Raw genomic sequence first — 18,525 nt, 5'->3', positions numbered from 1 at the left:
TCACCACCACCTGCCTAGACTTGGCCTAGAGCCCCGAACCCCCAGGGAGGAACCGTGCCTCTCTCCGAGGAAGAGCTGCGACTGCTCGAGCAGATGGAGCGCGCGCTCGTCGAGGAGGACCCCAAGTTCGCCTCAACCTTGCGCGGAACCTCACTGCGCAGCGTGGCTCGCCGAAGGGCGGTCATCGCCGGAGTCGTGTTCGTCATCGGGGTCGCGGTCATGATGACGGGGCTCGTCATGCAGTGGATCCCCATCGGCATCGGCGGCTTCGTCGTGATGCTCGCCTCGGCCACCGTTGCTCTCAGTGCGCTGCGCGGACAGCGCGGCGCCCCCGCCGACACCCCGGCCCAGCAGGCCGACCAGAAGAGCGGTCTCACGCTCCTGCAGGGCGGCCGCCGTGAGCGTCGCCCGCGCCGCACCAAGACCAGCGAGTCCTTCATGGAGCGGATGGAGGAGCGCTGGCGTCGTCGCCGGGAGTCCGGCGGCTTCTGAGCTGACCGGGACTCCACCCATTCGCGTCCTGTGGAGCAGGCGGGAGCACCGCAGACTCACGCTGCCCGACATGTCCCTGTGTCGCGCTTGCTTGACGTCAAGCAAGGTGGTTCGCGACAGCCTCCGGCGCCAAATCGCGTCAGCGACCCGCAGCGGGCCGCCTGATCAGGGGCGCCGATCAGCCGACGTGATCGACCACGCCGGTCCGCTCCGACGCCGCCTCCGCCGAGAGCTCGGCCCGCCTCCGCCACGGCAGCACTGACACCGGCCACCAGGTCGCACGCCGCTGCGCGCGCCGGGTGGCGCCGGCGTACAACGCGGCCTGCACGGTCCGGGTGTCGTCGACCACCTGCGGGTCGATCGGACCGTCACCGACGGTGTCCTCGGTGACCGAGTCCGGGCGGGCGTAGCGCAGCAGCTCCAGGGTCAGCACCAACCGGTCGAGAGCCTCGACCGCCTCGGGCGCGACCCGCTCGCCGCGGACCGGACGCTCCAGCCCGTCGCCGGAGCTGGGAGTGCCGAGGAACCGCACGAGGGAGTCGCGGGTCTCCTGCGGTGACCGGGACTCCGGCCACGGCACCCCGAGGTCGATCGCGGTCGCGCGGAGCTCGGCCCAGGCCGGCTCGACGGCTCCGTCCAGGCGCTGTCGCGCCCGGGCCTGCCGGATCAGGCGCGGCGCCAGGGCCAGCAAGGCCAGCAGCACGAGGATCGCCAGCACGACCAGCAGGTTGTCCCAGATCCCGCGGCCACCGCTGCCGTCGCCGGACTCGCCCTCGGAGAGGTCGCCCGGGTCGAGGGTCCGACCGGGGTCGCGCGGGTTGATCGTGGCGGGGTCCTCGGTCGGGCCGCTGTTCGTCTCGGTCGGCGGGTTGAACGCTCCGGTGCCCTGGGCGTACGACGGGACGTTCTCGGCCCGGTCACTGGGCGTGGGCTCGAAGCGGACCCATCCGGCACCCGCGAAGTAGAGCTCGGGCCAGGCGTGGAAGTCGTGGGTCGAGTAGAGCCACGACCCGTCGTCCTGTGGCGTGGGGTTGAGGAAGCCGACCGCCACACGCGCGGGGATGCCGAGCGAGCGGGCCATCGCCGCCATGGCCGACGCGAACTGCTCGCAGTACCCGACCCGGCCGCCGTCGCCCTCGGTCACGAAGGCCTCCAGCTCGTCGACGCCGTTGCCGGTCTCGGCGTTCGCGATGTCGTACCTGAACCCGCCGGTCTCACGGAAGAAGTCCTGGAGCGCGACCGCCTTCTCGTAACGCGTCGGGTAGTCGCGGGTCACCTGCTGCGCGATGCTCCGGACGGACGTCGGGAAGTCGTCGGGGAGCTCGATGTAGTCGCGGCTCACCTTGCCCGACCAGGACGGGGCGTCTCGCAGCAGCTCTGGCCGGATGTCGGGCTCGACCTCGGTGAACTGGTAGTTGAGCCCGGCGAGGTTCAGTCCGTCCGGCACTGCCATGAAGTCGAAGGTGTCGGTGTCGTAGCGCCAGTCACCCAGCGCCTCGACCCGGTCGCTCGGGAAGGCCAGCACCAGGAAGTCGGACTCGAAGCTCATGCTGGCGGTCGCGGAGTAGTCGTAGCGGACCCGGTCGACCGCGGGGTCGATCTCGTCCATCGGCACCGCGCCCTCGGCGCGCTGGTCGTCAGGGATGTCGCGGGTGCCCGTGCTCCACTCGTTGTCGTTGAACTGGGTCAACGCCGCGAGCCGGAGGTACGACGGGGCGGGGTCGTCGGTCTCGAAACGCAGCACCGGCCGGTTCTCGCCGCGCAGCAGGTCACGACGCAGGTCGGTCATCGGGTTCTCGACGGTGATGTCGCCGCCGGAGCCGTTGCCCGGCCCGAACCCGAACACGCTCAGGGACAGGGTGGGGACGAACTGCGGCACGAGGACGGCGAGCACGAGCGCCGAACCGGCCAGGGCGGCCGCGGACGTGCGGACCGCGGTGGTGCTGATCGAGACCGTCGAGCCGGTGCTGCCGTCCTCGCCGATGCCGCGGCCCCAGCGCGTGGTCTGCTCACGGTGCTGGAGGAAAAGCATCAGCAGGAAACCACCCGCGGTGAGCGCGAAGCTCCACCACGGCACGCCACCCGAGATCATGCTGACCGGGATGCTGTAGATGGTGAGCAGCGGCAACCCGGCCAGCGACACCCGGCGTAGCCCGCCGACGCAGAAGTCGACGACGACGATGCAGACGAAGCCGCCGACGATCAGCAGCGACTCGATCCCGGGCGCCTCGGCCGGAACCGGAGCCTGATAGCGCTGGGCGGTGTCGAGGGCGCCACTGACGGCCGAGCCGAACGAGAGCCAGCCGTCTCGGGTCAGCACCAGCGCCCCACCGGCCAGGCTGGCGGCGACGACCAGGCCGACGACGAGCTGGACCAGCAGCACGAGCGACGGCGGCCAGCGGAGGTGACGGAGCCCCGCACCGATCCCCGCCACGAGAATCGCCAGGAGCAGCAGTGGCCAGGCGTAGCGGCCGGGGGCTTCTGTGAAGCCGCGCCACGCCGTCGTGGCGACCCAGCTGGTGCCCGCCGCCGCGGCGGTCAGGGCGATGCTGTCGACGAGCGCGCGACGACGCGTGGTCATCGGATCGCCCCCGTGCGGGGATCGCCGGGGCCACGGGCGGCCCGGGCGTTGCTGACCCCGAGGTCCTGCCACACCGCCGCCAACCGGTCGCGCGGGCCGAGCGTGACCGCGCGCCAGCCCTGCCCGGTCAGGATCGGGGTCGCCGGACCCGACCCCGGCCGGCCTCCCCAGGCCTCCACGTCGAGCGCCACCGCAAGCGCGGGCATCGAGTGGTGCAGCATCCGGCGGAACACCGGGGCGTCGAGCTCGGTCACCGCACCGACGACCGCGACCAGCAGCCCGCCTTGCTGTGGATCGGCGAGCCAGTTGGTCTCGAGCCAGGACTGGTCGACCGCCTCCACCACTGCCAAGGACTCGAGCAGCGGACCGGTGTTCATCTCGGCGTCGCGGAAGTGCCAGGTCGTGGTCGGGTCGTCACCGGTGGCGGTGACCAGCCGCACGGTGAAGCCGCGCTGGCTCAGGTGGACGGCGATCGAGGCGGTCGCCGACACCGCTGCCTCGAGAGACGAGGCGATGCCCTGACCGCGGTGGGCCCGGGCGCGGTTGTCGAGGAAGAGCGTCGCGCGGCTCTGCCACGGCTGCTCCTCGCGACGCACCATCAGCTCCCCGACCCGAGCCGAGCTGCGCCAGTGGACTCGGCGCAGGTCGTCACCCTGCCGGTACTCGCGGACGGTGACGTCCTCGGCACTGCCCGCCGCGAACGCGCGAGGCCGGTTGTCGCCGGTCCCGGTCCACGCCCCGCCGAGCGGCACGTGGGGGAGGGGAACGGTGCGCGGAACGACCGTGAGCGGCACCGTCGTACGGAAGGAGCGCCCGAGCTCGACCAGGCCGAACGGGTCGGAGACCCGGACCGACATCGGCCCGATCTGGTAGTGGCCGCGTACGTCGGAGCGGATCTGGTAGGTGACGTCACGGCGCCAGCCGTGACCGATTCCTTCCAGGACGAAGCGAGGACGGGTGCCCAGCACGTACGGAACCTGGTCCTCCAACATCAGGACGCCGCTCGGGGTCCGGCCCTCGTTGGTCAGCGCGAGCGAGACCTTGGCGGCCGAGCCGGCCGTCACCAGCTGCGGGTTGACGGTTCGCACCAGGGAGAGCCGGTAGCGGCTCCGGCCGATCAGGACCGCCGCCAGCAGCGGCAGCACGGCGACCAGGATCCCCACGCGGGTCAGCTGCGGCTGGCCCATGACGACCGCGCAGACGATCGCGGTCACTCCCGCGGCGAGGAACGCCCGGCCGCGGAGGGTCAGCCCGGACAGCGCGTCACGCACGACCCTCACCCATCAGGCTGCCGATCACGAGGTGGGCGCGCCACCTGGGACCGCGACCGCGGCCACGATGGCGTTGAGGATGTCAGTGGTCGACCGGCCGCTCATCGCAGCCTCCACGCTCGGCAGCAGCCGGTGCGCGAGCACCGGCTGGGAGAGCGTGCGCAGGTCGTCGGGCAGCACGTAGTCGCGCCCCGCGATCGCCGCCCGAGCCTTCGCGGCCCGCACCAGGTGCAGCGTCGCCCGAGGTGAGGCGCCAAGTGTCAGGTCGCTGCTGCGCCGGGTGGCTGCGGTCAGGGCGACGGCGTACTTCTGGACCGCGTCGGCGACGTAGACCTGAGCGACGATGCCGATCAGCTTGCGCAGCTCGGTCGCATCGGTGACCGGCTCGAGGTCGTCGAGCGGGTTCGACTTGGTGTGCGTCGTGAGCATCGCCATCTCTGCGGCCTCGACCGGGTAGCCCACCGACACCCGCGCCATGAAGCGGTCGCGCTGCGCCTCGGGGAGGGCGTAGGTGCCCTCCATCTCGATCGGGTTCTGGGTCGCGATCACCATGAACGGGCTGTCGAGCTGGTAGGTCGTGTTGTCGACGGTGACCTGCCGCTCCTCCATGCACTCCAGCAGCGCCGACTGGGTCTTCGGCGACGCCCGGTTGATCTCGTCGCCGACCACGATGTTGGCGAAGATGCCGCCGGGACGGAACTCGAACTCACGGGTGTTCTGGTTGAACACCGACACGCCGGTCACGTCCGACGGCAGCAGGTCGGGCGTGAACTGGATCCGCCGCACCGAGCAGTCGATGCTGCGGGCGAGCGCCTTGCTGAGCATGGTCTTGCCGACACCCGGGACGTCCTCGATCAAGAGGTGCCCCTCCGCCAGCAACACCACGAGGGCGGACGACACGACGTCCGGCTTGCCCTCGATGACGCGCTCCACGTTGGTGCGGACCTGCCCGACCACCCGTCCGAGCGTCTCCAGATCCGCAGCCTTGTGGCTGCTCGTCCCCGTCTCCTGCGTCTCCACGTCGTTCCTCCACCCGTTGCGGGGTCATGTCGTCTCGTGTGCCCCAGCAACCTATGACGAGGCCGTGTCGCGGTTCGGACGTGCTACGTCACGAAATGGTTGCGATCCCATTCTGACCCCGGCACCCCAGCGGACTCCACCGCGCTCGGCTTTCCTCCACCTCGCTCCACCGCCCTCCCACGACTCGCTGACGCCGATCCCACGCGGGAGGACGCGTCCGATCGAGGCGACAGCAGCGGAAACACGCGGGTGAGAAGAGGCGAAAGATGGTTGACGGTGGAGCGTTGTGGCGTATGGTGGAGCGCAGTGGAGGATGAGCCCGGATGCCGGGTTCCGGGGAAGGGGAGGTCCATCGATGTTGATGGGCACCTACACCCCGAGGCTCGACGACAAGGGCCGGCTCTTCCTCCCGGCGAAGTTCAGGGACCAGCTGAGGGAGGGGCTCGTGGTCACGAGGGGGCAGGAACGGTGTCTCACCGTCTGGCCGCGCCCGGCGTTCGAGGACCTGGCGGCCAAGGCGCAGGCAGCGCCGGTCACCGACCGCGGCGTCCGCGACTACACCCGACTGCTGTTCGCCGGGGCCTCTGACGACCAGCCCGACAAGCAGGGCCGGCTCACCATCCCTCCGATGCTCCGCGAGTACGCCGCGCTCACCCGCGACGTCGTCGTGATCGGGGTCGTGAACCGGCTGGAGATCTGGGACGCCGGCCGCTGGCAGACGTACTCCGATGCGCACGAGGACGAGTTCTCCGACCTCGGCGAAGAGGTCTTCCCGACGGCCTGAGCCGCCGGGCAGCAGCACCAGACAACTACAGAACGGATCGCACGGCGAGGTCTCGGGCCCGCTCCTCTCGGCTTCTGGGGCAACTTCCCCGGCACCAGACGTCGACTTCCCGCAGCACATCTCCACTGGGGGAGCGGGCAGGGACCTGGCCGTGCGATCCGGAGCACCACCACCTGAACCAGCACGTTCACACCACTTGGGGTCGAGACAGATGAGCATCACGTCAGCCGCCGACGTCCGGTCTTCCGGCGTCCCGGGCCACGCAGGGCACGCAGGGCCGCGGGTGCGGCACCTGGCCCGCGAGGCGATCGTGCTGATGGCCTTCTCCGCCGGAGCGTCCACGGCGATCGCCACGTGTCTCCTGCTGCTCACCGTCCTGGGCCGTCGGGGCTGACCATGACCAGCCCCTCCCACGTCCCGGTCCTGCTCGACCGGGTCGTCACCCTCCTGACGCCCGCCCTCGAGCACGACGGCGCGGTGCTGGTCGACGCCACGCTCGGCCTCGGCGGCCACAGCGAGGCAGTTCTCACCCGCTGCGCCCTGGCACGGGTGATCGGGATCGACCGGGACGAGGCGGCGCTGACTCTGGCAGGTGAGCGGCTCGCACCCTTCGGCGACCGGTTCACCGCGGTGCACGCGCGGTACGACGAGATCCCCGAGGTCCTCGAGGCGCACGGGCTCGGCGCCGTCGACGCGGTGCTCTTCGACCTCGGCGTCTCCTCCCTCCAGCTCGACGTGACCGAACGCGGCTTCGCCTACCGCGAGGATGCGCCGCTGGACATGCGGATGGACTCCAGCACCGGCCCGACCGCCGCGGACGTCCTCAACACCTACGCCGAGGCCGACCTCGCCCGGATCCTCCGGGAGTACGGCGAGGAGAAGTTCGCCCGCCGGATCGCCGCCGCGGTCGTGCGCGAGCGCGCGACCTTGCCGTTCACGACGTCGGCCCGGCTCGTCGAGCTGCTGTACGAGACCATCCCCGCTCCCGCCCGGCGCACCGGTGGCCACCCCGCCAAGCGGACGTTCCAAGCGCTGCGGATGGAGGTCAACGACGAGCTCGCCGTGCTACGGCGCGCGCTGCCGGCCGCCGTCGACGCCATCCGGGTCGGGGGCCGGGTGGTCGTCGAGTCCTACCACTCGCTCGAGGACCGGCTCGTGAAGCAGACGTTCGCCGCCGCGACCCGCAGCGACGTACCCCCCGACCTGCCGTTCGTCCCCGAGGGTCACGAGCCGGCGCTGCGCCTGGTGACGCGCGGGGCCGAGCGGGCGGGTCCCGAGGAGATCGAGCACAACCCTCGCGCGGCATCGGTCCGACTGCGCGCCATCGAGCGGATCAGAGGAGTCGCCTCATGAGCAGTCCAGCCGTCCAGCTGCGAGCCCGGATGCCACGCATCGCCGAGGCCGCCGTCGAGCGTGCCCGGCTACGGGTGGTGCCCCGGCGCCAGGCCCGGGCGGCGCGGGTCCCGTTCGTCGCGCTCGTCAGCCTGGTCCTGCTCGGCGGTGTGATCGGGCTGCTCCTCTTCAACACCTCGATGCAGCAGGCTGCGTTCGCGACCACGGCGCTGGAGCAGCAGGCCAGCACACTGACCGCACGTCAGCAGATCCTCGAGATGGAGCTCGACGTCCTGCGCAACCCGCAGCGGGTGGCCGAACGGGCCCAGGCGATGGGCATGGTGCCCAGCGGCACCCCGGCGTACCTGCTGCTGGAGAACGGGAAGGTGCTCGGTGAGCCGACGCCCGCGACACCAGCGAACACGATCCGGCTCAAGGCCCGGCCGCCCGCGAAGCCGGCCTTCCTCGACCCCGACCCGGTCGTGAACCGGGTCGTGGCCGAGGGGCCGACCGCGGCGGGCCTCGCCGGCCGCGGCGCCGAAGGTCGCCCGGTGACCCGACACGCTGGCCGAGACTGAGAGGCGACCACCTGTGCGCACCTCCGCCCGTCCGGCGTCCCGCCCGCGCGGCACCCTGCGCGGGTCGCCGCTGTTCCGGCTGCGGCTCGGGTTCCTGCTGATCGCACTGGTGCTCTCGGTGTTCGCTGCCCGGCTGGTCCAGCTGCAGGGCGTGGACCCGAAGGCGTACGCCGAGATGGCGGCCGTCTCGGGCACCGAGGAGGTGTCGCTGCCGGCGAAGCGCGGGGACATCCTCGACCGCAACGGCGAGCCGTTCGCCCGCTCCATCGAGGGCCTGATGGTGGTCGCCGACCCGATGCTGACCGCCGACCAGGCGCCGGAGATCGCCAAGTTCCTCGCGACGAGACTGGACGTCGACTACTTCTCCATCCTGCCGCGGCTGCGGGAGGAGGGGAGCCGGTTCGAGTACCTCGCCCGGAGAGTGCCGTCCACCCTGGCGACCAGGGTGGTCGAGGAGGCCGAGCAGCGAGGGTTCGAGGGACTGGACACCCGCCGCGACCCGGTCCGGGACTACCCGGCGAACGACGTCGCGGCCAACCTCGTCGGCTTCGTCGGGACCGACGAGGCACTGGCCGGGTTCGAGCGCACCTTCGACACCCAGCTCGCGGGCACCGACGGGTCGGAGCGCTACCAGGTGGGCGGCGGCAACCGGATCCCGCTCGGCGAGCGCACCGTCGTCGAGCCGCACGACGGCCAGGACCTGCGCACGACGCTCGACCTCGACCTGCAGTGGTACACCCAGCGGGTGCTCCGTCAGACGGTCGAGGACGCCGGCGCCGAGTCGGGGTTCGCGGTCGTCCTGGACACCGAGACCGGAGAGATCCTGTCGCTGGCCGACCACCCGACCTTCGACGCGAGGAACCCGCTGGTCGCCGACAAGGAGGACCTGGGGTCACGGGCCATGAACGACGTCTACGAGCCGGGCTCGGTGGAGAAGGTGCTGACCGCGGCCGGCCTGCTCGACGCCGGCAAGGTCACCCCGCGCACCCGGATCGTGGTGAAGCCGGAGCTCCGCCGCGACGGGCGCACGATCGGCGACTGGTTCGACCACGGCGTGCTGCGGCTGACGATGGCCGGCGTGATCGCCAAGTCGTCCAACATCGGCACCGTCCGCGCCGCCGACGAGTTCGAGCGCGGCCAGCTGCGGCGCTACCTCACGAAGTTCGGCCTCGGCCGGGCCACGGACATCGGCGTCCGGGGCGAGTCGGCCGGCATTCTGCCGCCCGAGTCGTTGTGGAGCCGGTTGGTGGGCGACCGGGTCGCCTTCGGCCAGTCGCTCTCGGTCAACGCCGTGCAGATGGCGGCCGCGATCAACACCGTGGCCAACGGCGGCGTGCGCGTCGACCCCTCGCTGATCTCCGGCAGCGCCACCACCGACGACGGCACCCTCGTCGGTACCGACCACACGACCACCCGCCGCGTCGTGAGCAAGAAGGCGGCGTACCAGACCGCGATGATGATGGAGCGGGTCACCGACCCCGACGAGGGCACAGCCCCGGCGGCGGCCGTCCCGGGCTACCGGGTCGCCGGCAAGACCGGCACCGCGCAGCGGGTGGGCGCCGAGTGCGGCTGCTACGACGGCACGTTCACGGTCTCGTTCGCGGGCTTCGCACCCGCCGACGACCCGCGGTTCACCATCTACGTCGTCGTGCAGAACCCCAACAACGGCGGCGGTGGCGGCTCGGTCGCAGGCCCCGCCTTCGCCAAGATCATGGGCTACGCGCTGCGCCGGTACGCCGTGCCGCCGACCGGTACCAAGCCCTCGCAGCTGCCCTTGGAGTGGTGACGGCAGCGCCGTCGCCCAGCGGTAACCTCGCGGTCGTGGTGAGCGACGACGATCTGGCAGCGACCCGTCCGTCGCAGCCGACGCCGGTCCCGCTCGCCGACCTCGCCGACTGGCTCGCGCGGCACGGCGGCATCAGTACCGAGGGCGACCTGGGAGCGGCTGTCACCGGTCTCTCGCTGAGCTCCCGCCGGGTCCGTCCCGGCGACCTCTACGCCGCGCTGCCGGGCCAGCGAGCCCACGGCATCGACTTCGCGGCCGACGCGGTCGCGGCGGGCGCAGTCGCCGTCCTCACCGACGCGGCCGGCGCCGACCGGGTTCCCGGGGTGCCGTCCCTGGTCGTCGCCGATCCGCGCCGGGTGCTCGGCGGCCTCGCCGCCGAGCTGTACGGCGACCCGGCGTCGTCGCTGCGGCTCGTCGGCATCACCGGTACCCAGGGCAAGACGACGGCGACCCGGCTCGCCGAGGGTGGCCTCCAGGCGGCCGGCGTCGTCGCCGCCGTGGTGGGCACGGTCGGCACCCGGATCGCGGGCGAGGACGTCAAGACCGACCTGACCACGCCGGAGGCCCCCGACCTGCACGGGCTGTTCGCGCTGATGGTCGAACGCGGTGTCGAGGCCTGCGCGATGGAGGTGTCCAGCCACGCACTCGTCATGGGGCGGGTCGACGGAGTGGTCTTCGACCTCGCAGTCTTCACCAACCTGGGGCGCGACCACCTCGACTTCCACCACGACCTCGAGGACTACTACGCCGCCAAGGCCTCGCTCTTCACCCCGGAGCGTGCGCGCCGGGCCCTCGTGAACGTCGACGACCCCTACGGCCGACGGCTTGCCGAGGAGACACCGTTACCGGTGCGCACGTTCTCCGTCGCCGGCGCCGCTGCCGACTGGCGGGCCACCGACATCGACCTCACGGCGACCGGCAGCACCTTCGTCCTGCATGGGCCTGACGGTGTCCGGGTGGAGGCGGGAGTACCGCTGCCGGGCGACTTCAACGTGTCCAACGCGCTCGCTGCGGTGGCTGCGTGTGCCGAGGTCGGCTACGACGCGGACGCGGTGGCCGCGGGGATCAGGGCCGGCGCCGGCGTGCCGGGCCGACTGGAACGGATCGAGGCCGGCCAGGACTTCGCGGTCGTGGTCGACTACGCCCACAAGCCCGACGCGGTGGAGTCGGCGCTTCGCAGCCTGCGGCCGTTGACGTCGGGCAGGCTGATCGTCGTGCTCGGCGCGGGCGGCGACCGTGACCCCGGCAAGCGACCGCTCATGGGTGAGATCGCCGCGCGGCTCGCCGACGTCCTCGTGGTGACCGACGACAACCCCCGCAGCGAGGACCCGGCCGCGATCCGCGCCGCGATCCTCGCCGGCACCGGCGACGCCACCGCCGAGGTCGTCGAGGTCGGCGACCGCCGGCTGGCGATCCGCGAGGCGCTGCGTCGAGCCGCTGCCGGTGACATCGTCCTGGTCGCGGGCAAGGGTCACGAGTCCGGCCAGGAGGTCGCGGGTCAGGTCCATCCCTTCGACGACCGCGAGGTGGCGCGGGAGGAGCTCGGTCGCCGATGATCCCGATGACGCTCGCAGAGCTCGCCGCGGTGGTGGGCGGCACCGTGCACGGCGACGCCGCGACCCGGGTCACCGGTCCGGCGTACGTCGACAGCCGGGCACCCGAGCCGGACGGCCTCTTCGTCGCCGTCGTCGGAGACCACGTCGACGGCCACGAGTACGCCGCAGGGGCGCACGCGGTCCTCGGCAGCCGGCCCACGCCGGCGCCGACCGTCGTCGTCGAGGACCCGGTGACGGCGCTCGGCCGACTCGCCCGCCACGTCGTGGACGCCGTCGACCCCGTAGTGCTGGCGCTCACGGGCTCGCAGGGCAAGACGGGGACCAAGGACTACCTGGCCCACGTGCTCACCGGCGCGGGTGCCACCGTCGCCACCTCCGGCAACCACAACAACGAGATCGGCGTCCCGCTGACCGTGCTGCGTGCCGGGAGCGGCACCCGCTACCTCGTCGTCGAGATGGGCGCGCGCGGGGTCGGCCACGTCGCCTACCTGTGCCGGCTCGCGCCTCCGCGCATCGCGACCGTCCTGAACGTGGGCACCGCGCACCTGAGCGAGTTCGGCACCCGCGAGCAGATCGCCGTGGCCAAGGGTGAGATCCTCGAGGCGTTGCCGCCTGAGGGAGTCGCGATCCTGAACGCCGACGACGACCTCGTCGCGGCGATGGCCGACCGGACCGACGCCCGGGTGCTGACGTTCGGGACCGCTGGTGACGTCCGCTGGCGTGCCGTCCGGTTCGACGACCTCGGCCGCCCGTCGTTCGAGCTCGGTCACGCGGGGGAGTGGCACCCCGTGACCCTGACGCAGTCGGGCGCCCACCAGGTCGCCAACGCCGCCGCCGCTGCCGCCCTCGCGATCGCGGCCGGCCTGCAGCCGCGCACGGTCGCCGAACGGCTCGGCACGGCCGTGCCCGCCAGTCGCTGGCGCATGGAGCTGCACGAGCGAGCCGACGGCCTGGTCGTCGTCAACGATGCCTACAACGCCAACCCGGCGTCGATGACAGCGGCGCTCGATGCCCTGGCCCAGCTCGGCAGCCGCCGCTCGGGCCGTACGGTGGCGGTGCTCGGCGAGATGCTCGAGCTCGGTGAGGGCGCCACCGCCGCACACCACGACGTGGGTCGGCACGCGGCGAGGACGGGCGTCGACCTGCTCGTCACCGTCGGCCCGGGAGCTGCACCGCTCGCCGACGGCGCGGAGAGCTACGAGGGCTGGCAGGGAGAGGCGCGTCGTACGGCGGGGCGCGACGAGGCGCTCGCCGAGGTGCGGGAGAATGTCGCGCCTGACGACGTCGTGCTGGTGAAGGCGTCGCGGGGCGCTGCCCTGGAGCACGTGGCCGACGGACTGCTGAAGGAAGAGGAGACCAGCCAGTGAGAGCGATCCTGCTCGGGGGTGGCCTGGCACTGCTGATCTCCCTGCTGGGCACCCGCTGGGCCATCCGCGGCTTCACCCGCCTCGGGTACGGCCAGGAGATCCGCGACGACGGTCCGACGACCCACCACACCAAGCGCGGCACGCCCACCATGGGCGGGGTGGTGATCATCCTGGCCGCGGTCAGCGGCTACTTCCTCGCGAAGCTGATCACGCTCGACCCGCCCACCGCGTCCGCGCTGCTCCTGATCTTCTTGTTCGTCGGGTGCGGGCTGGTCGGCTTCCTCGACGACTTCATCAAGGTGGCCAAGCAGCGCAGCCTCGGACTGCGCAGCAAGGCCAAGATGGTCGGCCTGAGCCTGGTGGCGCTCACGTTCGGCATCGTCTCGCTGCTCCCGGCGCTGGCCGACGACCGCGAGCTCACCCCCGCCAGCCGCCACATCTCCTTCATCCGCGACTACGAGGCGTTCACCCTGCCCGCCTTCCTGGCGGTGCTGCTGATCTGGCTGATGGTCGCCGGTACCAGCAACGCGGTGAACCTCACCGACGGGCTCGACGGGCTCGCGACCGGAGCCTCGGTGATGGTCTTCGGTGCCTACATGCTGGTGAACATCTGGCAGAACAACCAGTCCTGCGACCTCACTCCCGGCCGCACCTGCTACGACGTGCGCGACCCGCTCGACCTCGCGGTGGTGGCGGCCGCGATCACCGGTGCCTGCTTCGGCTTCCTGTGGTGGAACGCCCCGCCGGCCGCGATCTTCATGGGCGACACCGGTTCGCTCGCGCTCGGCGGGGGCCTTGCGGGCCTCGCCATCCTGACGCGCACCGAGCTGCTGCTGCTGGTCCTCGGTGGACTGTTCGTGGTCGTGACCCTGTCGGTGATGATCCAGGTCGGGGTCTTCAAGGCCAGTCGTGCCTCAGGCCTGTTCCGAACAGTGTTCCGCGTCAAGGCGGGCCATCGCGTGTTCCGGATCGCGCCGATCCACCACCACTTCGAGATGCTCGGCTGGGAGCAGGTCACGGTGGTGATCCGGTTCTGGATCGTCACCGGCCTCTGTGTCGCCGCCGGCCTCGGCATCTTCTACGCCGAGTGGGTCGTCGGCTACTGACCCATGACCGATCTCGCCGGATACCACCGCACCAGCGACTGGTCCCGGGTCCGCGCCACCGTCGCGGGCTTCGGCGTCAGTGGCTTCGCGGCCGCCGACAACCTCACGCATCTCGGCGCCCGGGTGACGGCGCTCGACGAGAGCGACAACGAGACGAAGGCCGAGCAGGCGCAGCTGCTCGAGGTGCTCGGAGCGATGGTGCGCCTGGGCGAAGGCTCCACCGCGGGCCTCCCCGAGGACACCGACCTGCTGGTCGTCAGCCCGGGCTGGCGGCCCGACCACCCCCTGCTCCGCGAGGCCGCAGCCCGCGGTGTGCCGGTCTGGGGCGAGGTCGAGCTCGCGTGGCGGCTGCGCGACCCCGAGCGCACGGTGCCGTGGCTGGCGGTGACGGGAACCAACGGCAAGACCACCACCGTGCAGATGCTCGACCACATCCTGCGTGCGGCGGGGCTCCGGAGCGCCGCGGTCGGCAACGTCGGGCGGCCGGTCGTCGAGGCGGTCATGGACCCGGCGCCGTACGACGTCTTCGCGGTGGAGCTGTCGAGCTTCCAGCTGCACTACGCCCACTCCCTCAGCTGCGAGTCTGCGGCGGTCCTGAACGTCGCCGAGGACCACCTCGACTGGTACTCCTCGATGCAGGAGTACGCCGCCGACAAGGGCCGGATCTACGAGCGGGTGCACCGCGCCTGCGTCTACAACGTGGCCGACCCGACGACCGAGCGGCTGGTCCGCGACGCCGACGTGGTCGAGGGCGCCCGGGCGGTCGGGTTCACCCTCGGCCTGCCGGCCGTCGGCATGGTCGGTCTGGTCGAGGAGATCCTGGCGGACCGGGCGTTCGTCGAGGAGCGGCGGACGTCGGCCGCCGAGCTCTGCTCCCTGGACGACCTCGCGTCGCGGGCGCCTCACTTCGTGTCCAACGCGCTCGCGGCCGCGGCGCTCGCCCGCGCACACGGGGTCTCGCAGGCCGCGGTCCGCGACGGCCTGCGCGGCTTCCGCCCCGACGGGCACCGGATCGAGACCGTCGCCGAGATCGGCGGCGTGACGTGGGTCGACGACTCCAAGGCGACGAACCCGCACGCCGCGCAGTCCTCGCTCTCGGCGTACGACCCCGTGGTCTGGGTGGCGGGCGGTCTCGCCAAGGGCGCCCGGTTCGACGAGCTGGTGCAGGCGGTCCGTCACCGGCTGCGCGGCGCGGTCCTCCTCGGCCGCGACCGTCATGTCATCGCCGAGGCCCTTTCGCGACACGCGCCCGATGTGCCCGTGATCGATGTGGGGGACGGCGAGACTGAGTCTGAGCATGACCCCATGGCGCGGGTCGTCGCGGCCGCCGCCGACTTGGCACGGCCCGGTGACACGGTGCTGCTGGCGCCGGGCTGCGCGTCCATGGACATGTTCGCGAACTACGGAGAGCGCGGCGATGCCTTCGCCGCGGAGGTGAGGCGCAGGGCCGCACAGGGCTAGCGACAGGCCCGGCTTGAGACAGACAGGGCCGACGGATGGGAGGGCGACCACCGCCGTGACGACCACCGCCGACCCGGGCGCAGGTCCCGCCGCCGACTCCCCGAAGCGCCCGCGCCGTCCCAGCTGGTTCCGGGCGGCACGCCATGCGCTCGACCGGCCGCTCACGTCGTACTACCTGCTGCTGGGCGCGACCGCGCTGCTCCTCACCATCGGCCTGATCATGGTGCTGTCGGCCTCGAGCGTGTACTCCTACGAGGTCCACGACGGGGACTCGTACGCGATCGTGAAGCGGCAGCTGCTGTGGGTCGCGATCGGCATCCCGTGCGCGTGGGTCGCCTCCCGGCTGCCCTATCAAGCGATCCGCCAGATCTCGTGGCTCGCGATCGTGGTGTCGGTGCTGCTGCTGGCCCTCACGGCCAAGATGGGTGTGGTCGTCAACGGCAACAAGAACTGGCTGGCCTTGGGCCCGGTCCAGATCCAGCCCTCGGAGATCGCCAAGCTGGCGATCGTGCTGTGGGCGGCCCACGTCTACGCGCAGAAGGACCGGCGGCTCGGCAGCCTGCACCAGGTGATGGTCCCGGTCGTGCCGGTGCTGCTCGGCATCACGCTGCTCGTGATCGTCGGCCGCGACCTCGGTACGGCGCTGGTGCTGGTCGCGATCCTGATGGCGTTCCTCTGGGTGGTGGGGGCGCCGGCCCGGATCTTCACGCTCGCGCTCTCGGTGGTCGGCGTGGCAGCGGTCTGGCTCGCCACGACCAGCTCCGAGCGCCGCGAGCGGCTCACGAACTTCGTCGATCCGTTCAAGGACTACCACGACGCGGGCTGGCAGCCCGCCCACGGACTCTTCGCGCTGTCCTCGGGCGGCGTGCTCGGCGAGGGCATCGGCGCCAGCCAGCAGAAGTGGGGCGACCTGCCCGAGGCGCACACCGACTTCATCTTCGCCGTGATGGGGGAGGAGCTCGGGCTGGTCGGCACGCTGCTCGTGATCGGTCTCTTCCTGACGATCGCGTACGCCGCGATCAAGGTCGCGTCGCAGACCGCCGACCCGTTCGTGCGCTACATGTCCTTCGGCATCGTCGCCTGGCTGCTGGGCCAGATGATGGTCAACGTCGGCATGGTGCTCGCGCTGCTGCCGGTCATCGGCATCCCGCTGCCCCTGATCTCCTACGGCGGCTCTGCGCTGCTGCCGACGCTGGTGGCGCTCGGGCTGCTGATCGGCTTCGCACGCCGCGAGCCGGAAGCCGCGCGCGCGCTGGCGCAGCGGCGCCGACAGCGGTCCGCCGGGCTGACCGCCGGCCGCTTCCACGGCCAGTCCTAGGCTGAGCCCGATATGCGCGTACTCCTCGCCGGTGGCGGCACCGCCGGCCACACCTCGCCACTGATCGCGACGGCCGATGCCCTGCGCCGGCTCGACCCCGACGTCGAGATCACCTGCCTGGGAACCCCGCGCGGTCTGGAGAACCGGGTCGTCCCCGAGGCGGGCTATCCCTTGGAGCTGGTCCCCCCGGTGCCGCTGCCGCGCAAGCCAGGTGTGGACCTGCTCAAGGTGCCGGCGCGGCTGCGCCGCGCGGTCCGAGCGACGTACGACGTGCTCGACCGGGTGCGGCCCGACGTGGTGGTCGGCTACGGCGGCTACGTGTCGATGCCGGCGTACCTCGCGGCGCGTCGGCGCTCGCTGCCCGTCGTGGTGCACGAGCAGAACGCGCTGCCCGGCCTGGCCAACAAGGCGGGTGCGCGGATCGCGCTGCGGGTGGCGGTGAGCTTCCCGGACACGCCGCTGCGCGGCGCCGAGTACGTCGGGCTGCCGATCCGCCGGATGATCTCGACCCTCGACCGTCCGGCACTGCGGGCCGAGGCGCGGGCGTCGTTCGGCCTCGACCCTGACCGCCCGACGTTGCTCGTCACCGGGGGCTCGCAGGGTGCCCGGCGGCTCAACGAGTCGGTGTCCGGGGCCGCGCGGGCTCTCGCGGACGCCGGCGTCCAGGTGCTGCACGTCGTCGGACCGCAGGGGGAGGCGACCCCGGAGCGGACGGACGTGCCTTACCTCACCGTGCCGTTCGTCGACCGGATGGATCTCGCCTACGCCGCCGCCGACCTCGTGGTCTGCCGGGCCGGGGCGTCCAGCGTCACCGAGGCGGCCGCCGTAGGCCTGCCCGCCGTGTTCGTGCCGCTCCCGATCGGCAACGGGGAGCAGGAGCTCAACGCGCGGCCGGTGGTCGACGCGGGAGGTGCGCTGCTGGTCGCGGACGGTGCGCTCACCCCCGAGTGGGTCGCGGCGACGGTGCCGGCGCTCGCCATCGACGCCGACCGGCTGGCAGCGATGGGCGCCGCGGCGGCCTCCCTGATCCCGCGCGACGCCGACGAGCAGCTGGCGCGGATCGTGCTCGAGACCGCCGGGCAGCCGCGGTGAGGATCCCGGTCCCTGAGGAGCTGCTGCCGGCCCGGGACCTCGGGCGGGTGCACTTCGTGGGCATCGGTGGCGCCGCGCTCTCCGGGATTGCCCGGATCATGGCGCGCCGCGGGGTGCCCATCACGGGCAGCGACAACAACGAGACGCCGTTCCTCGCCGGGCTGCGTGAGCTCGGTGTGCCCGTCACGATCGGCTACGACGCCGCGAACCTGGGCGACGCCGACACGTTGGTGATCACCACCGCCGCCCGGGAGGACAACCCGGAGGTCGTGGAGGGACGGGCTCGCGGGCTGCGGCTGCTTCCGCGATCGGCCGGCCTCGCGTCGGTGATGGCCGATCACGACGTGCTCGCCGTCGCCGGCACGCACGGCAAGACCACCACCACCGCACTGCTCACCGTGGCGCTCCTGGCGGCCGGCGCCGACCCGACGTACGCCGTCGGCGGCGTGCTCCGCGCCACCGGCCACAACGCGGACGCTGGGCAGTCGCGCTGGTTCGTGGCCGAGGCCGACGAGTCCGACGGCGCGTTCCTCGTCTACTCGCCGACGGCGGCGATCGTCACCAATGTCGAGGCGGACCACCTCGACCAGTGGGGGACCGTGGAGGCCTACCGGGCCGCGTTCCTCCAGTTCCTGGAACGGATCGAGCCCGGCGGGCTCCTGGTCCTCTGCGCCGATGATCCGGGTGCCGCGGCGCTGGCAGACCCGGCGCGCGAAGGCGGGCTCGACGTCGTGACCGTCGGCACCGGTGAGGCCGTCGACTACCGCGCGACCGGGCTGCG

The 18,525-nt window shown here is 72.2% G+C and carries 16 protein-coding genes; 13 read left to right on the top strand and 3 right to left on the bottom strand.

Going from position 1 to position 18,525, the window contains the following annotated elements; all coding sequences use genetic code 11:
* Positions 1-54 precede the first annotated feature (54 nt).
* Complete coding sequence (locus VFZ39_RS04450; protein WP_330864518.1) at positions 55-492, top strand: DUF3040 domain-containing protein; 438 nt, start codon at positions 55-57, stop codon at positions 490-492.
* A 178-nt stretch (positions 493-670) separates the two neighbouring features.
* Here VFZ39_RS04450 and VFZ39_RS04445 read toward each other — a convergent pair whose 3' ends face one another.
* The 3 genes from VFZ39_RS04445 to VFZ39_RS04435 are packed head-to-tail and all read right to left on the bottom strand — an operon-like array spanning position 671 to position 5,364.
* On the bottom strand, positions 671-3,073 hold the full coding sequence (locus VFZ39_RS04445; protein ID WP_330864517.1) for a DUF3488 and transglutaminase-like domain-containing protein: 2,403 nt from the start codon (positions 3,071-3,073) through the stop codon (positions 671-673).
* Positions 3,070-4,344, bottom strand: a complete 1,275-nt coding sequence (locus VFZ39_RS04440; RefSeq protein WP_330864516.1) for a DUF58 domain-containing protein — start codon at positions 4,342-4,344, stop codon at positions 3,070-3,072. The genes VFZ39_RS04445 and VFZ39_RS04440 overlap by 4 nt, the downstream gene beginning before the upstream one ends.
* A 24-nt stretch (positions 4,345-4,368) precedes the next feature.
* A complete protein-coding gene (locus VFZ39_RS04435) occupies positions 4,369-5,364 on the bottom strand; it encodes an AAA family ATPase (RefSeq protein WP_330864515.1) in 996 nt (331 codons plus the stop codon).
* 355 nt (positions 5,365-5,719) lie between these two features.
* On the opposite strand from VFZ39_RS04435, the gene mraZ reads away from it, so the two are divergent.
* The 12 genes from mraZ to VFZ39_RS04375 all read left to right on the top strand — a co-directional run.
* Entirely contained in the window at positions 5,720-6,148 is a 429-nt protein-coding gene (gene mraZ, locus VFZ39_RS04430) for a division/cell wall cluster transcriptional repressor MraZ (RefSeq protein ID WP_330864514.1), read from the top strand.
* A gap of 211 nt (positions 6,149-6,359) precedes the next feature.
* The gene (locus tag VFZ39_RS04425) at positions 6,360-6,542 is read left to right on the top strand and encodes a hypothetical protein (RefSeq protein ID WP_330864513.1); all 183 of its coding nucleotides are present in this window, start codon (positions 6,360-6,362) and stop codon (positions 6,540-6,542) included.
* A 2-nt stretch (positions 6,543-6,544) separates the two neighbouring features.
* Positions 6,545-7,501, top strand: a complete 957-nt coding sequence (gene rsmH / locus VFZ39_RS04420; RefSeq protein WP_330864512.1) for a 16S rRNA (cytosine(1402)-N(4))-methyltransferase RsmH — start codon at positions 6,545-6,547, stop codon at positions 7,499-7,501.
* A complete protein-coding gene (locus tag VFZ39_RS04415) occupies positions 7,498-8,058 on the top strand; it encodes a hypothetical protein (protein ID WP_330864511.1) in 561 nt (186 codons plus the stop codon). The genes rsmH and VFZ39_RS04415 overlap by 4 nt, the downstream gene beginning before the upstream one ends.
* Positions 8,059-8,071: 13 nt before the next feature.
* Positions 8,072-9,844 carry a peptidoglycan D,D-transpeptidase FtsI family protein gene (locus VFZ39_RS04410; RefSeq protein ID WP_330864510.1) on the top strand — a complete coding sequence of 591 codons (1,773 nt, stop codon included), beginning with the start codon at positions 8,072-8,074 and terminating at the stop codon, positions 9,842-9,844.
* A 53-nt stretch (positions 9,845-9,897) separates the two neighbouring features.
* Positions 9,898-11,400: a UDP-N-acetylmuramoyl-L-alanyl-D-glutamate--2,6-diaminopimelate ligase gene (locus tag VFZ39_RS04405; protein WP_414690260.1), complete on the top strand. Its 1,503-nt coding sequence runs from the start codon at positions 9,898-9,900 to the stop codon at positions 11,398-11,400.
* Positions 11,397-12,767, top strand: coding sequence for a UDP-N-acetylmuramoyl-tripeptide--D-alanyl-D-alanine ligase (locus tag VFZ39_RS04400; protein WP_330864509.1), 1,371 nt, complete (start codon positions 11,397-11,399; stop codon positions 12,765-12,767). Before VFZ39_RS04405 ends, VFZ39_RS04400 begins: the two co-directional genes overlap by 4 nt.
* Entirely contained in the window at positions 12,764-13,873 is a 1,110-nt protein-coding gene (gene mraY / locus VFZ39_RS04395; protein ID WP_330864508.1) for a phospho-N-acetylmuramoyl-pentapeptide-transferase, read from the top strand. The genes VFZ39_RS04400 and mraY overlap by 4 nt, the downstream gene beginning before the upstream one ends.
* A gap of 3 nt (positions 13,874-13,876) precedes the next feature.
* Complete coding sequence (gene murD, locus VFZ39_RS04390) at positions 13,877-15,334, top strand: UDP-N-acetylmuramoyl-L-alanine--D-glutamate ligase (protein WP_330864507.1); 1,458 nt, start codon at positions 13,877-13,879, stop codon at positions 15,332-15,334.
* Between the two features lie 55 nt (positions 15,335-15,389).
* Positions 15,390-16,652: a putative lipid II flippase FtsW gene (gene ftsW / locus VFZ39_RS04385; protein ID WP_330864506.1), complete on the top strand. Its 1,263-nt coding sequence runs from the start codon at positions 15,390-15,392 to the stop codon at positions 16,650-16,652.
* A gap of 12 nt (positions 16,653-16,664) precedes the next feature.
* A complete protein-coding gene (gene murG / locus VFZ39_RS04380; protein WP_330864505.1) occupies positions 16,665-17,744 on the top strand; it encodes an undecaprenyldiphospho-muramoylpentapeptide beta-N-acetylglucosaminyltransferase in 1,080 nt (359 codons plus the stop codon).
* A partial coding sequence (locus tag VFZ39_RS04375) for a Mur ligase domain-containing protein (protein WP_330864504.1) occupies positions 17,741-18,525 on the top strand: 785 nt, incomplete at its 3' end. The genes murG and VFZ39_RS04375, both read left to right, overlap by 4 nt.

The organism is Nocardioides sp. (assembly GCF_036374615.1).
Classification (GTDB): Bacteria; Actinomycetota; Actinomycetes; order Propionibacteriales; family Nocardioidaceae; genus Nocardioides.
Note: the sequence above shows the minus strand (reverse complement) of the source record. Positions and strands in the feature narration are given on the sequence as shown.